Here is a 14,219-nt window from a genome sequence, read left to right as displayed (position 1 = left end):
ATGCGCTGGACTCGAACCTGGATGGCCGCGGTGGCCGTGGCCGCCGCGGGAGCCGTGCTCGCCCAAAGTCCCGGCGGCGACACGGGCAGTGGCGGCACGGATGGCGGCGCCAGCAGCCTCGCGCTGTGCATCGACACCACGGACCAGGACAAGCAACCCGACTTCAGCAGGGACGCGGGCATCCCCAGCGCCATCATCGTCACGGATGACAACCCGCCCAAGCTGCGGCTCAACACCAACCTCAACGTCCTGGACCCGGAGAAAATCATCCTGCCCTTCGAGCAGGAGCTCACCGCGCTCATCGTCGATGACCGCGCGGGAAGCGGCGCCTCCAGCACGCTGGGCTGGTTCTATTACGACGAGCTCATCGACGCCGAATACATCGACGACAACGGCACACGCGAGAACTCCGATGACGACCGGCTGCTGGACAAGAACAACAACGGCGTGCCCGACTTCCACGAGGACCTCTACAACATCAACCCCTCGCGCTACATCGGCGTGGCGCCCCGCTGTCCCAACCGGACGTTCACCCACCGGCGCTGGGGCGACGCGGGGACGGTGACGCTGCGCGAGCCCGACCTGTTGATGGGCCCGTGCAACTCCGGCAGCAACTACGCCGCCAATACGGGGCCCCGAAGGTGGCAGGGGCGCGCTGACTACCCTGCCCGGCCCTCGACTGGCGGCGTGGTGGGCCGCCCGGTGCGCGATTTCACCGACGCCTTGTTCGCGTATGACCCCTACCACGGACGCGACAACCTGAGGCAGAGCGCTGTCGCCTCCGGCATCATCGACACCTACTTCAGCGACCAGGGCCTGTTCCCACACATCCCCAACCTGCTGGAGCCCCGGCATCCCCTCAACGGGAACAGAGGCATCGGCAACCTCGTCTTCCTTTCCACGGACGACGACGAGACGTCGTGCCACGAATCGGAATCAGCGGAGTGCTTCGCGCCACGTCAGGGCTGGACGCTCGACGGCAACGGTCAGTTCATGCGCACCGGCACGGCCTGGGACAAATCCGATGAGGCGGACGGCATCCCTGACTACAAGGCCAGCGCATTCGACAGCGCGGGCCGCCTCATCACCGGCAAGAGCACGACCGCCGCCATCACCAAGGCAGAGGACCAGGTCGTCCCCATGGGACGGCTCGCGGGCCGGCGTGAAATCGTCTTCTTCCTCGTGACCTATGTGGAGCAGGTGTACGGCCCGGCCACGGACTCGTGCTTCATCACCCGTCCAACGACGGATGGGCGCGAGGTGCAGTGCGACCTGTGGATGCACGGCGACATCAACGTCTTCTTCACCAAGACGCCGCTCAACATGGACCTGCACCAAGGCAGTGACCCGCTCGTGGTGAGGCAGAAGAACCTCCGCACCAACTGGCTGAATCCCATGGTGTACCCCCGGCTGGAGAGCGACCCGGCTTATGGCGGCGTCGTCTTCCCGAACGACCAGACGCAGGACGTCCCCTCCGTGAACCGCCGCGCGGCACACACGATTGTGGGCGCGCCGCGTGACAACCCCCTGGTCTGGATTCTGGGCTGGGAAGACCAGAACGCGGGCGGTGACCGCACGTACAGCGACATCGTCATCCTCATCAACAAGCAGAACAACGGCTCCTACCGCTCCGACGTGGTGTCGGACATCTCGCCGGACATCTCCCTGGACTTCACCATCACCGAGGTGACGTTCACCGTGGAGGACCAGCCCTACTACGCGGCGGACGGCGGCGGCGTCGCGCCCTGCTCGCTCTCCGTCAAGCTGCCGGACGGCGGCACGGGCCAGCGCAGGCCGGACATCCGCTATGAGGTGGCGCTGGACTGCAAGGTCTGCCAGGAGCCCTGCAACACCTCCAATCCCACGTACATCCTCAACGACAATCCGAACTGGCTCCGGGTCCCCATCCCGGACAGCGACGGCGGCGTGCGCAATGAGACGGCCGTCCTGCAGGACTTCCTGGAGCAGGGCCGCGTGGGAACACAACTGTGCTGGCGCGCGGTGATGGAGAGCCCGGGTGAGTCCTGCCAGCCCACCATCCACAACATCAACGTCTCCTACAAAGCGCAGCGCAGCGGCGAATACGGCCGCGCGTCGCTCATCCCCATGGCCAACGCCGTCATCCACGGCGTCTATGAAACGCCCGGGCGCGCCTGGGTCGCCGACGGAGGCGTGGACCAGGTCTCCATCCGCACCTACGACAACCGCCCGGACACCATCGACCGGGGCCACATCTACCTGAAGAAGCTCTATGAGCCCGCCACGCTGGCGCCCTATGAGCCCACCCAGGAGGTCTGGGACTCCGGCAAGTGGATGCGCGACCTGATGCGCACGCTGGAGACCCGTCCCGGCGAGCCGCTCGACACGCGCAGGCTCGTCACGCTCAATCCGGCGAACCAGCAGGCCATCGACGTGAAGGACCTGATGGCGCGCGCCAACACCACCAGCCCCGTCTTCCCAGACACCTACTGCACCCGTCGCAACGGCAGCGTGTACCTGTATGATTTGGACGGCCGCAACGGCTGCACCGCGGATGACCGCGTGGCGCTGCGCGACTGGCTCTACGGCTGGGAGGACCGCCAGTCCTCGCTCGTCCGCAACCGGATGCGGACCTGGCCGCTGGGCGGCGTCAACCTGTCCACGGCGGCCGTCATCGGGCCGCCCAACGTGCCCGCGTGGCTGCTCGAAGGCCGCAACCTGGACACGGAGCGCCGGAAGTTCACGGAGAACTTCAGCGCGGCCAACACGGGCCGCCCCACGGTGACGTACGTGGGCACCACGCAGGGCTACCTCCACGCGCTGGGCACGGGCTCCTTCCGCACGGGGGATGACCCCTGCACGCCAGGCCGCGTGGAGTACCAGGGCTACTTCGGCCGGGCCGGCAGCTGTGCCAGTGGCCAGGACTACGGCGCGGGCAGCGAGCTGTTCGCCTACCTGCCCTTCAAGATGCTGCCCTACTACGTGGAGAACTACCGCCGCGCCAACGACGCGTACTCCACCGAGCGTGCCACGATGGACGCCACGCCCTCCGTGGCGGACGTGGACCTGCGGAGCGACGACTACCGCCCGGACACCGGCCACGACCCTCGGGAGACCGACGAGGCCTGGCGTCCCCGCCCCGCCCGGAACGAGGGCGCGAAAACGGTGCTGGCCAGCGCCACGGGCCCCAACCAGAGCGTCTTCTTCGCGCTCGACGTCACCAACCCCACGGACTCGAGCTACCCCACGCCCCTGTGGGAGTTCGACATGAAGCGGGACCGCTTCACGTCAGCGGGCGCTCCGTGCACGGGCAACGGCAACGGCTGCAACCCGCTGCCGGCGCTCTTCACCGGCGCCACGCCCAAGCCCGACACACGCGGTTCGCGCCATGCGCCCTCCCTGGTGCGCATGGACTTCGGCCTGACTGGCGGCAAGAAGTGGGTGTCCATGTTCGGCACGGACTACTCGCCTGAGCCCGGCACGGTGGGCACCGTCTACCTGATGGACCTCAAGACGGGCCAGCCCGCGCAGGTGACGGGCAACAGCGCGAAGGCGCGGCTGGCGGGCGTCGTCACGCTGGGCACCACCGCGGACGCGAATGAAGGCATCGGCGGAGAGCCCATCCCGCTGGACGTGAATGGCGACGGCAACGTCGACGTCATCTACGTCCCGTCCACCTCGGGGAAGATCTACCGCATCAACCCCACCTACTCGAACACCGGGGCGAACACGCCGCTGGGCAAGGTGCTGGCCTCCTGTGTCGTCGCGAACGCGCAGGCCGTGCCCGGCATCCGCAACCCCACCAGCCAGCGCATCTACTCCACCATCTCCGCGTCGGTGGTGCCTGACAGCGGCTCCCGCCGGGTGCGGCTGTACTTCGGCACCGCCAACAACCCGGACATCGCCAACGAGCCGGACGACACCGCCGACCCACGGCCCCGCTATCACCTGATGGCCTTCGAGGACCGCGACCCGGTGCCCGCCACGCGTCCAGGCGCCAACTGCCCCGCGCACCTCGAATGGACACGCGAGCTGGGCGAGGGCCAGGTCGTCTGGGGCGGCGTCTCCACCACCCGGGATGGCGTCTTCACCACCAGCGCCGTGGGCCGCGCCGCCAGCGCGTGCGACCTGGACAGCACCACCAGCGGCAGGGTCTACGCCTACAGCACCGCGGGCAATGCGCTCGCGGGCAACGACACCCCCATCGACGGCCACGGCACGCACGCGCCCGTGCTCTATGACAATCACCTGCTCATCGTGAAGAACGGACAGGTACGCGCGCTGGGGAGCGGGACGTACAACAACCCCACAGCGGAGTCGCCGCGAAGCAGCTCCCGGGTCCTCATCTGGGACGTGCAGTCCGGCTCACGCGTCCAGGAGGTGGTGCCATGAACCGGCGCAGGTTCCACGCCCATCCGCGCGGCCTCAGCATCCTGGAGACCATCGCCACCGCCGCGGTGCTCATGCTCGGCATCCTGGGCATCATGCTCACGCTGGGCACCGCGTCCCGCCACAACCGCCGCAACAACAACCTGAGCCAGGCGAACCTCATCGCCGAACAGGAACTGGAGCGCGTGGTCAACCTCCGCTGCGTGGGCGAGCCGCTGAACGACCCCTGCGTCAACATCAAGCAGCTCGACAACACGGGGCGCGACGTGTGGTGGTCCGCCAATGGCCGCATGACGGAGACGCCGCCCCTTCCGGGCGCGACGCCGCAAATGGCCTACACGCTGACGCTGGACGTGGACCCACCCTTCGAGGGCGCTGAGACAGGCGAGCCCGCGCTGAACCGCGCCATCCCGCTTCCCCACGCCAGCAACCTGGCCCTGCACCAGGTCGTCAACGTCCGCGTCACCGTGAGCTGGATGGAAGAGCCCGGTGCGCCCCGCCGCGCGGTGGCCCTGCAGACCCGGATGGCGCCATGAAGCGACTTCGTTCGACGACGCCGCACGGCTTCACGCTCATCGAGCTGATGGTGGCCGCATCGATGTCCATGGTGGTGATCGCCACCGCCATTGGCGTGAGCGTCCATCTCCAGCGCCGGGGCCTGCTGGAAGAGCGCATCATGGAGACGCAGAACAAGGGCCGGGCCGCGCGTGACTTGATGGCGTTCGGCGTGCAACGGGCGGGCGCGGGCATTGGCAGCGTCTCCCTCACCGGCGGCCGGATTCCCGCCGGCGAAGCGGACCTGTTCTACGCCGTGTGGGCCCGGCCCCAGGCCACCTTCCCGGATGACGCCACCTTCGTCCCACCCGCCAACGCCGCGCTGCTGTCGGATGCCCTGGAGGTCTGGGAGACGGACCCGGCGCGAATGGTGCTGCTGGACCAGTGTCCCTTGCCGGCGACCGCGGCCTGGTTCGAGGACACGCTGTGCGTGGGAGGCCTGCCGCCCGCCTTCCTGGACAATGCGGTCATTGCCGTCGTGTTCCCGGGCACGGAAGACGAGCGGGGCTGGGCCTGCGTGGGACAGGTGACGAACCTCGTGGCGGAAGGCGTGGAGTGGACGCCCGCCATCCCAGGCCGGCCCGCGCCCGCCGACGGCAACTGTCATCCCGATGCCGTGACGCTTCCCGAGTCGCCCTGGCTTGGCACACGGGAACCGCGCGAAGGGGGCATGTACCTGCTCCCGCTCACCAGCCGCAGCTACCGGGTGAACTGGCCCGGCGGCACGCCCGTGCTGGAGATGGACGCGGATGGGCCCACGGGGCCCGCGGGCTACACCGCGGTGTCCCAGGACATCGAGCAGTTGCAGGTCCGGCTGGGCGTGAATGCACCCAACGCGCTCCCCGGCGCCCCCGTGCGCTTCTTCCCGGACGCGGAGACCGGGCGCCCCTCGCTGGCCACCTGCACCCAGGCCACCTGCGCCGCGCACATCTCCTGGGCCTGGGACCCGGGCGTGCCCGTTCCACCGGACCGCGGCCCGGGCAGCGCGGGTGACGAGCTGATGCGCCACATGCGCGTGGTGGAGCTGTCCATCACCGCGCGCTCGCAGCGCGCCGAGCTGACGGGGAACGAAGCGCCCGGAGCGCGAGACGACGACGGCAACCTCCGGGATGGCTACAAGCGCCGGCACAGCGTCATCCGCCTGGCGCCTCGCAACTTCGCGTTCGTGGGAACGGGGGGCTGACATGCGGCCACGCAACCGAGGCATGACGCTGCTGGAGGTGATGGTCGTGGTGGCCCTGGTTGGCATCTTCACCACCCTCTCCGTGTCCAGCTTCCAGGGCATGACGGAGCGCCAGCGCCTCAGCGCCGCGCAGCGCGAGTTGGTACTGATGATGCAGGAGGCCCGTCAGAAAGCACGCGCGACCCACCAGCCCGTGCGGCTGGGCACGCGCGTCACGGATGAGCAGGGCATCCAGGTGACACGCATGCGCTGGGAGGCACTGGCATGCAGTGATGCCTGGGGCACGGTGTGTCCCATGCCCGCGTGCCAGGAGAACGCCTGCGGCGTGGGCGGCTGCGAATGCCCGGAGCTGGGGCCGGAACTGGTCATCCCGCCGAAGCTCGACGTGGACCTGCTGGTGGGCCTGTGCTGGCTGGGCAACCCCGGCGCCGGCGCGCCCGTCGTGGCCCCGCCGGCGCCCGGCGGAAGGGTGTGCGAACAGAACGCCCTGCTGCCCACGACGGAGCGGCTCGTCCTCCTGCGCAACGGGGGAACGCTCGAATCGCCGGACTGGAAACCGGAGCTGGTCTTCCAGGCGGATGGCCTGACGGCGGCCGTACGCCCCGTGGATTGTGACAAGCACGCCTCCACGCCAGGCTGCCAGTAGGCGGCATCCGCACCGCCGCCGTCGCGCGTGCGAACGGGCCGCTTCGGCGTATGCTCGGGGGCCCGGGCACAAGGCCCGGCGTGCCGTCCGCGAGGAGCCCCCCGACGATGATGAAGCGACTGGTCCTGGTCCTGAGCCTGGGTGGAGCCACCGGCGCCCACGCGGACGCCGTGGCCGACGTGTGGAAGGCGAAGTGCACCGTGTGTCACGGCGGTGACGGCAAGGCGCAGACGAAGATGGGCCAGAAGGAGTCCATCGGCGACATGAGCCAGCCCGCTTGGCAGCAGTCCCGGACGGACGCTGACATCCGCAAGGTGATTGCCGACGGAGATCCGCGGAACAGCAAGATGAAGCCCTTCAAGGAAAAGCTCACCCCAGCGCAGATTGACGCACTGGTGGGATACATCCGCACCATGAAGGCGCCGACGGCCCCTTGAATTTCCGTTCGAAGCCGCGCGTCATCCCCTCAAGCGAAACGGAGCCCCCCCATGAAGAACCTCGCCGTCGCCGTCGTCTTCTGCCTCTCCATGGCCAGCCTGTTCACCTCCCTGCGCGCAGACGCGCTCTCGTCGGTGCACATCGAGAAGGGGTTGTCCCCGGCGCAGTCGCTGTCCCTCCGCCCGGATGACGGCAAGGGCGGCGGTGACGACAAGGGCGACAAGGGTGGCAAGGGCGGTGAGGAGGACGAGGAGGAGTACCGCAAGCGCCGCTACGCCGGCCTGTCCCAGCAGGCCGCGATGGAGCTGGTGGACCCGGGCGCGCTGACGGACGTCATCCGCCTGCAGGCCGCCGTGAAGTTCGGCCAGCGCTAGCAGCAGGCCACGGGCCGGGCCTCAGGCAGTCTTGCCTGGCGGCCCACCCAGCGGCCGGGTGACGCGAGGCAGCGTCACCGAGAAGCAGGTCCCCGTGTCCGCCGACGACGCCACGTCCAGCCAGCCTCCGTGCGCCGTCACGATTTGCGACACGATGTAGAGCCCCAACCCCAGGCCCTGGTGCTTCGGCTTCGGCTGACCCGGCTCGGGGGGCACCCCGTGGAACGGCGAGAAGAGCCGCGGGCGCAACGACTCGGGGATGGGCGGCCCACCGTTGTGGACCTCCACGCGCTGGAAGAGCGAGTCCTTCGCCGCCAGCCGCACCCGCACCGAGCTCCCCTCCGGACTGTGTTGAAGCGCGTTGCCCAGCAGGTTCGACAGCACCTGCCCCAGGCGCTCCTCGTCCCAGACGCCGCGTGATTCGCCGTCCACCTCCAGGCAGACACCGCACTCCGGATGCGCGGGCTCCAGCTCGGAGATGATGCGCCGGCACACGTCCTCCATGGACACCTCGTGGGGACGCAGCGGGATGCCGCCGGCCATGCGGGCGCGCGTGAAGTCGAGCAACTGTTTCACCAGCCGCGCCATCCGCTCGGCGCTCCCGTCGATGCGGGCCACCACGCGCCGGACATCTGGGGGCAGCGTGTCCCGGACCAGGAGGGCCGCGGAGGACAGCCGCACCGCGGCCAGTGGATTGCCCAGGTCGTGGCCCAGCACGCCGATGAAGCGCTCCTGGAAGCGCGCCTCCTCTTCGCGCTCCAGCTCCTGGCGGCGCCGCGCGGTGACGTCCCGGCAGATGGCGAACAGGCCGTACACGGTGCCGTCTCCGCGGCGAAGCACGCCCTTCGTCGTGTGCCAGATTCGGTCCGTCCCCGGGCCACCTTCCGCCCCTTCGTACGTGGCCGTCTGTCCGGAGCTCATCACCTCGCGGTCGTGCGCCAGCGTCGGCGCGGCCCGGTCGGCGCCCAGCAACTCAGCGTCCGTGCGGCCGAGGATGTCGCGCGGAGCCCGGTGGAAGGCGCTCGCGGTGGCGGGATTGATGAGGATGTACCGGCCCGACACGTCCTTCACGTAGATGGCGTCAGTGGCGCTCTCGATGACGGCGTGCAGCAGGTCATGGTCGCGCCGCAGGGCTTCTTCCGCGGCCATGCGCTCGGTGAGGTCCTCCAGGAAGAGCACCACGCCGTCGTCATGCGGTGAGACGCGCGCCTGGAGCCACACGGTGCCCATGGGCGACTGCCGGGACACCCGCGCGATTTCTGGCGCGCGGCGTGTCACCGCGCGGACACACGCACTGAAGAGGCCGCCGTCCCACGCCCACGGCGCTTCCTCCAGCAGCCCGTTGTGCACCAGGCTGCCCTCTTCTCCGCCGAGCCAGCGCTCCGCCTGCACGTTGGCGGAGACACACTCGAAGTCGACGATGCCGCCGACCGCGGAGCGCACGCTCCGCAAGACGACCACCGCCTCGGAAAGAGGTTCGTCCCCTTCGGTGCCCAGGCACCTGTTGATTCCACGGCCAGATGACATGTCGGCGTGGCCCCCGATGCTGCCGTTGTGAGCCACCCTAACCCCGCAGCTGGGGGTGGGGCCAACCGGTCCCCGGGGTGGCTGAACAGTGCCCGAGCTAACCAGAGCTTCCGATTTCTCCTGTTTCGCTCGACAGCCGAGGCGCTCCGTCGTTGACCTGACAGGGTGAGACTCCTAATTACCCTGGGGCCCTCAGGGTCCACTCATGGACACTTCCTTCACACAGACGCAGGACGGCGGCACGGCGGGCGACCCCTTCGCCCAGGCGGTTGACGGACTTCGGACGGGGCAGCGCGTCCGGACGCAAGGACTCAAGGGGGCCGCGCGCGGGCATGTGCTCGCCCGCCTGCATGGCGCGCTGAGCGCGCCGCTGGTCTGCGTGGCGGTCGACGAAGAAGCCGCCGACGCGCTCGCCGCCGACCTGTCCTTCTTCCTGGGCGGCCAGGGCAGCCTGCTGGCGCCGCGCGTGCTGCGGATGCCCGCGGACGAGGTGCTGCCCTACGACGAGGTGTCTCCCGACGCGGCGGCCGTCACGGAGCGGCTGGGCGCCCTCTTCCACCTGGGGCAGGGCACGCGCTTCCCCGCACTCGTGTTGTCGGTGCGCGCCCTGCACCGCAAGGTGCTGCCGCTGTCGGTGATGCGCGCGCTGGCCGCGCGGGTGGCCGTGGGGCAGGACTTCGACCGGGACTCGCTGGCGCGCCGGCTGGTGCGCATGGGCTACCAGAACAGCCCCTTGGTGGAGGACGTGGGCACGTTCAGCGTGCGCGGCGACCTGCTGGACGTCTTCAGCCCCCTCTACGACAAGCCCGTCCGCCTGGAGTTCTTCGGCGACACCATCGAGTCCATCCGCGCCTTCGACCCGCAGTCCCAGCGCACGGTGGACGCGATGAAGGAAGTGGACCTGGTCCCCGCGCGCGAGGTGCTGCTCACCGACGAGACGCGCCCGCGCGCCGAGTCCGCCGCCCGCGCGGTGGCCGACCGCATCAACCTGCCCACCATCAAGCTGCGCGAGCAGTTGGACGCCCTGCGCGAAGGCCTGCCCGGCTTCGGGATGGAGGGCCTGCTGCCCGGCTTCTTCGAGGGCGGGCTGTCCACGGTGTTCGACTTCCTGCGCGACTGGAGCCCCGAGGCGCCCGTCATCTACCTGGACGACCCGGTGGGCCAGGACCGCGCGGCGGACACGCTGTGGGAGGAACTGGAGCGTTCGCACAGCGCGGCCGAGGCCCGGCAGGAGCTCATCTGTCCGCCGCTGGAGCACTTCCTCTCCCGTGAGGACGTGAACCAGCGGATGCAGTCCTTCCGCGTGCTGGAGGGCGGTGGTCTGTCGCTGGTGCAGACAGAGCGCCCGCCGGTGCACTTCAGCTTCGGCGGCACCCAGGACCTGCGCGAGGCCATCCTGGCGCACCACGGTGAAGAGGGCGCGCTGTCCCCGCTGGTGGAGCGGCTGGAGCGCTGGCGCGAGCTGCGCGTGGCCTGCGTGGTGGCGTGCGGCACGCTGAGCCAGGCGGACCGGCTGAAGCGGCTGCTGATGGACCGCAACGTGATGGTGAAGGTCCACACGGAGCCACTGGAAGACGCTGTGGCGCTGTACGAGCCGTCCATCCGCGCGCACCTCTTCACGGGCGAGGTGAGCCACGGCTTCGTGGATGGGCCGGGCGGGCTCGCGGTGCTGGCGGACGAGGAGATTTTCGGCGCGCGCGCGCGCCGGCGTCCCAAGCGCAGCAAGAAGCTGGACGCGTTCGGCTCCGGCTTCGGAGACCTGAAGGAAGGCGACCTCATCGTCCATACCGACTTCGGTATCGGCCGTTATTCGGGCCTGACGAAGATGGAGGTCAACGGCGTGCCCGGAGACTTCCTCGTCCTGGAGTACGCGGGCCGGGACAAAATCTACCTGCCGGTGGGCCGCATGCGGCTCATCCAGAAGTTCTCCGGCGGCGACCCCACGCAGGTGCAGCTGGACAAGCTGGGCACCACGAGTTGGGAGAAGACGAAGAAGCGCGTCAAGGAGCAGCTGCTCAAGATGGCGGCGGAGCTCCTCCAGATTGCCGCCGCGCGCAAGGCGCACCCCGGCCATGCCTTCAGCGCGCCGGACCGGTACTTCGCCCAGTTCGAAGCGGACTTCGAGTTCGAGGAGACGCCGGACCAGGCCAAGGCGATTGAGGACGTGCTGGCGGACATGCAGAAGCCGGAGCCCATGGACCGGCTCGTCTGCGGCGACGTCGGCTACGGCAAGACGGAGGTGGCCATGCGGGCCGCCTTCAAGGCCGCGCTGGACCGCAAGCAGGTGGCGGTGCTGGTGCCCACCACGGTGCTGGCGCAGCAGCACTTCCTGTCCTTCAAGAAGCGCTTCGCGGACTACCCCGTCACGGTGGAGGTCATCTCCGGGATGAAGAAGGCGCCGGAGGTGCGGGAAATCCTCAAGCGCGCCAAGGAGGGCAAGGTCGACATCCTCATCGGCACGCACAAGCTGCTGGGCGGCGAGGTGGCCTTCAAGGAACTGGGCCTGATGATTGTCGACGAGGAGCAGCGCTTCGGCGTGAAGCAGAAGGAGTCGCTGAAGAAGTGGCGCTCCCAGATTGACGTGCTCACGCTGACGGCCACGCCCATTCCCCGCACGCTGCACATGAGCATGTCGGGCGTGCGCGACATGAGCATCATCGCCACGCCGCCGCAGGACCGCCGGGCCATCCGCACCTTCGTGATGAAGTACGAGGACACGTTGGTGAAGGAGGCGATTGAGCGCGAGGTGGCGCGCGGCGGACAGGTGTTCTTCGTCCACAACCGCGTGGAGTCGCTGCCCTCCATCGAGACGCAGCTGCGCGCGCTGGTTCCCCAGGTCAGCATCGGCGTGGCGCACGGGCAGATGGGCGAAGGGCAGCTGGAGAAGGTGATGCTCGCCTTCACGGAGAAGAAGTACCAGGTGCTGCTTTGCACCAGCATCATCGAGAGTGGCATCGACATCTCCAGCGCCAACACGATGATTGTGAACCGGGCGGACCAGTTCGGCCTGGCGCAGCTCTACCAGCTCCGTGGCCGCGTGGGCCGGTCCAAGGAGCGCGCGTATGCGTACCTGCTGGTGCCGTCGCGGCGCGCGGTGACGAAGGACGCGCAGCGGCGCCTGGAGGTGCTCCAGAACTTCACCGAGCTGGGCGCGGGCTTCTCCATCGCCAGTCATGACCTGGAGATTCGTGGCGCGGGCAACCTGCTGGGCGACAAGCAGTCGGGCGCCATCGCCGAGATTGGTTTCGACATGTACGCGCAGCTCCTGGAGGAAGCCGTCGCGGAGATGCAGGGCCAGCCGCCCAAGGTGCAAATCGAGCCGGACGTCACGCTGCCCATGCCGGCGCTCATCCCGGACGACTACGTCAGCGACGTCCACCAGCGGCTCGTCTTCTACAAGCGCTTCAGCCAGGCCAGCCACCCGGACGAAGTCACTGACTTGCGCGCCGAGCTGGTGGACCGGTACGGCGAAGCCCCGGACGAGGTGGACCACCTGTCCGAGCTGACGCTGCTGAAAATCGACATGCGCGACCTGCGCCTGCGCGGGCTGGAGGTGGGCACCACCCGGCTGGTGGTGACGCTGGGCGCGGACGCGCTGCTGGATGGCCCCAAGGTGGCGGGGCTGGTGCAGCGCTCCAAGGGCGTCTACCGCCTCACCCCGGACATGAAGCTCATCGCCCGCGCGCCACAGGGCGCCAGTGGCCATGACCTCATCGCCGAGGCCAAGAAGGTGCTGAGGGATTTGAGCCACTGCGCGCTGCCGCAGGCGTAGGCGCGGACCTCGGCGGCCGTTCCGCCGCCGAGGCCGTGCGCTGAGGCGTGTGCTTCCGCCCAAGCGCAGTCACTCAGACTCAGCGCCCGCCGCAGAAGTGGGCCACGGCGCGAGCCAGGACGGCCTCGCAGCGCACCAGGTCTTCCACGGGCACGTATTCGCCCGTCTGGTGCGCCACGCGGATGTCGCCGGGGCCGAACACCACCGCCTCCGCGCCCAGCTCCGTCATCTGCGGCGCCTCCGTTCCGAAGGACACCGTCTCCGGCGCGTTGCCGCTGGCCTCCGCGAGGAAGCGCACCACCTCCGCGTCCGCCCGCGTATTCACACCCCGGTCCGTGCGCACCACGCGAATCTGCGCCTCGAAGGCGGGCTCATCCCGCACCAACTCTTGGCGGATGGTCTCCAGCAGCTGAGACACGCGCTCCGGCGGCTGCCCGGGAATGGGCCGCCACTCCACGACGAAGCGGCAGGCGCCGGGGATGACGTTCTTCGCCTTGCCGCCCTGGATGACGCCCACGTTCACGGTGGTGAAGGGCGGCTGGAAGCCCTCGTCGAGGTCCTCGCGCAGCACCGTCAGCGCCAGGTGCTCCAGGCGCTGGAGGAAGCGGCCCGCGCGGAAGATGGCCGACGCGCCCGAGTCCGGGTACGCGCTGTGCCCTTCCTTCCCCCGCACCTCCACCTCCGCCAGGCAGTAGCCCTTGTTGGCGCGCACCGGAATGAGGCGCGTGGGCTCGCCGACAATCGCGTGCCGCGCGCGGCCCAGTCCCGCCTCCACCAGCTTCTTCGCGCCCGTCAGGCCGACTTCCTCGTCCGCGGTGAGGACCACCATCAGCGGGGCCGTCAACTGCTCGGCGTTCAACGCCGCGTGCAGCGCGCAGGCGATGAAGCCCTTCGTGTCACACGCGCCGCGCGCGTAGAGCCGCCCGTCCTTCTCCGTCAGCCGCAGCGCGTCCGTCCAGGCCGCGTCGTACGGCACGCAGTCGGAGTGCCCCACCAGGGCCAGCGCGGCGCGGCCGGAGCCGGAACCGCCCTTCACCGCGACGAGGTTCACCTTCTCCACGCCCGCGTCGTCCAGGAACTTCTGGCGCTCCGCGCTGAAGCCCGCGGCCTCCAGGCGCGCCTGCGCGTAGTCGATGAGCGGAACGTTGGGGCGGAAGGACGTGGTGTCCATCGCCACCAACTCCGTCAGGGTGGCCCGCAGCGCGGGCAGCGTGTCACTCATGGGTAAGACCTCCGGGGACAGGTCATGCCACGGCACGCCAGCCCCCGGAAGGCCCTTCCCTCCCCCGTGTCTACTCAGCGAACGGACGCCACCTGGGGCGCGGCCTCCTCCAGCGGAGACAGCGAGTTATCCCC

Annotated in this window: 9 protein-coding genes; 7 read left to right on the top strand and 2 right to left on the bottom strand. The window is 69.4% G+C overall.

Going from position 1 to position 14,219, the window contains the following annotated elements:
- The 6 genes from F8M74_RS21935 (at nt 1) to F8M74_RS21910 (ending at nt 7,564) form a co-directional block, all read left to right on the top strand.
- Nucleotides 1-4,371: a pilus assembly protein PilY gene (locus F8M74_RS21935; RefSeq protein WP_141256764.1), complete on the top strand. Its 4,371-nt coding sequence runs from the start codon at nt 1-3 to the stop codon at nt 4,369-4,371.
- Complete coding sequence (locus tag F8M74_RS21930) at nt 4,368-4,904, top strand: hypothetical protein (RefSeq protein WP_141256763.1); 537 nt, start codon at nt 4,368-4,370, stop codon at nt 4,902-4,904. The genes F8M74_RS21935 and F8M74_RS21930 overlap by 4 nt, the downstream gene beginning before the upstream one ends.
- Entirely contained in the window at nt 4,901-6,106 is a 1,206-nt protein-coding gene (locus F8M74_RS21925) for a PilW family protein (protein ID WP_141256762.1), read from the top strand. Before F8M74_RS21930 ends, F8M74_RS21925 begins: the two co-directional genes overlap by 4 nt.
- A gap of 1 nt (nt 6,107) precedes the next feature.
- A complete protein-coding gene (locus tag F8M74_RS21920) occupies nt 6,108-6,752 on the top strand; it encodes a Tfp pilus assembly protein FimT/FimU (protein WP_141256761.1) in 645 nt (214 codons plus the stop codon).
- Between the two features lie 107 nt (nt 6,753-6,859).
- Complete coding sequence (locus tag F8M74_RS21915; protein ID WP_141256760.1) at nt 6,860-7,189, top strand: c-type cytochrome; 330 nt, start codon at nt 6,860-6,862, stop codon at nt 7,187-7,189.
- A gap of 51 nt (nt 7,190-7,240) precedes the next feature.
- The gene (locus F8M74_RS21910; protein ID WP_141256759.1) at nt 7,241-7,564 is read left to right on the top strand and encodes a hypothetical protein; all 324 of its coding nucleotides are present in this window, start codon (nt 7,241-7,243) and stop codon (nt 7,562-7,564) included.
- A 21-nt stretch (nt 7,565-7,585) separates the two neighbouring features.
- On the opposite strand, the gene F8M74_RS21905 is transcribed toward F8M74_RS21910, so the two are convergent.
- Nucleotides 7,586-9,025, bottom strand: coding sequence for an ATP-binding protein (locus F8M74_RS21905; protein WP_141256783.1), 1,440 nt, complete (start codon nt 9,023-9,025; stop codon nt 7,586-7,588).
- A gap of 271 nt (nt 9,026-9,296) precedes the next feature.
- Here F8M74_RS21905 and mfd point away from each other — a divergent pair, with 271 nt between their 5' ends.
- Nucleotides 9,297-12,863 (top strand): transcription-repair coupling factor, encoded by a 3,567-nt coding sequence (gene mfd, locus F8M74_RS21900; protein WP_141256758.1) that lies wholly within the window; start codon nt 9,297-9,299, stop codon nt 12,861-12,863.
- A 79-nt stretch (nt 12,864-12,942) separates the two neighbouring features.
- Here the strand turns inward: mfd and argE are convergent, their stop codons facing one another.
- Nucleotides 12,943-14,085, bottom strand: a complete 1,143-nt coding sequence (gene argE, locus F8M74_RS21895; RefSeq protein ID WP_141256757.1) for an acetylornithine deacetylase — start codon at nt 14,083-14,085, stop codon at nt 12,943-12,945.
- Nucleotides 14,086-14,219 lie beyond the last annotated feature (134 nt).

It is taken from the genome of Myxococcus sp. CA023 (assembly GCF_010998615.1).
Classification (GTDB): Bacteria; Myxococcota; Myxococcia; order Myxococcales; family Myxococcaceae; genus Myxococcus.
Note: the sequence above shows the minus strand (reverse complement) of the source record. Positions and strands in the feature narration are given on the sequence as shown.

Excerpts from the sequence above, each read along its gene's own strand:
- F8M74_RS21925 (WP_141256762.1), top strand. The coding sequence starts at position 4,901 with ATGAAGCGACTTCGTTCGACGACGCCGCACGGCTTCACGCTCATCGAG.
- F8M74_RS21915 (WP_141256760.1), top strand. The coding sequence starts at position 6,860 with ATGATGAAGCGACTGGTCCTGGTCCTGAGCCTGGGTGGAGCCACCGGC.
- argE (WP_141256757.1), bottom strand. The coding sequence starts at position 14,085 with ATGAGTGACACGCTGCCCGCGCTGCGGGCCACCCTGACGGAGTTGGTG.
- F8M74_RS21935 (WP_141256764.1), top strand. The coding sequence starts at position 1 with ATGCGCTGGACTCGAACCTGGATGGCCGCGGTGGCCGTGGCCGCCGCG.
- F8M74_RS21930 (WP_141256763.1), top strand. The coding sequence starts at position 4,368 with ATGAACCGGCGCAGGTTCCACGCCCATCCGCGCGGCCTCAGCATCCTG.
- F8M74_RS21910 (WP_141256759.1), top strand. The coding sequence starts at position 7,241 with ATGAAGAACCTCGCCGTCGCCGTCGTCTTCTGCCTCTCCATGGCCAGC.
- mfd (WP_141256758.1), top strand. The coding sequence starts at position 9,297 with ATGGACACTTCCTTCACACAGACGCAGGACGGCGGCACGGCGGGCGAC.
- F8M74_RS21920 (WP_141256761.1), top strand. The coding sequence starts at position 6,108 with ATGCGGCCACGCAACCGAGGCATGACGCTGCTGGAGGTGATGGTCGTG.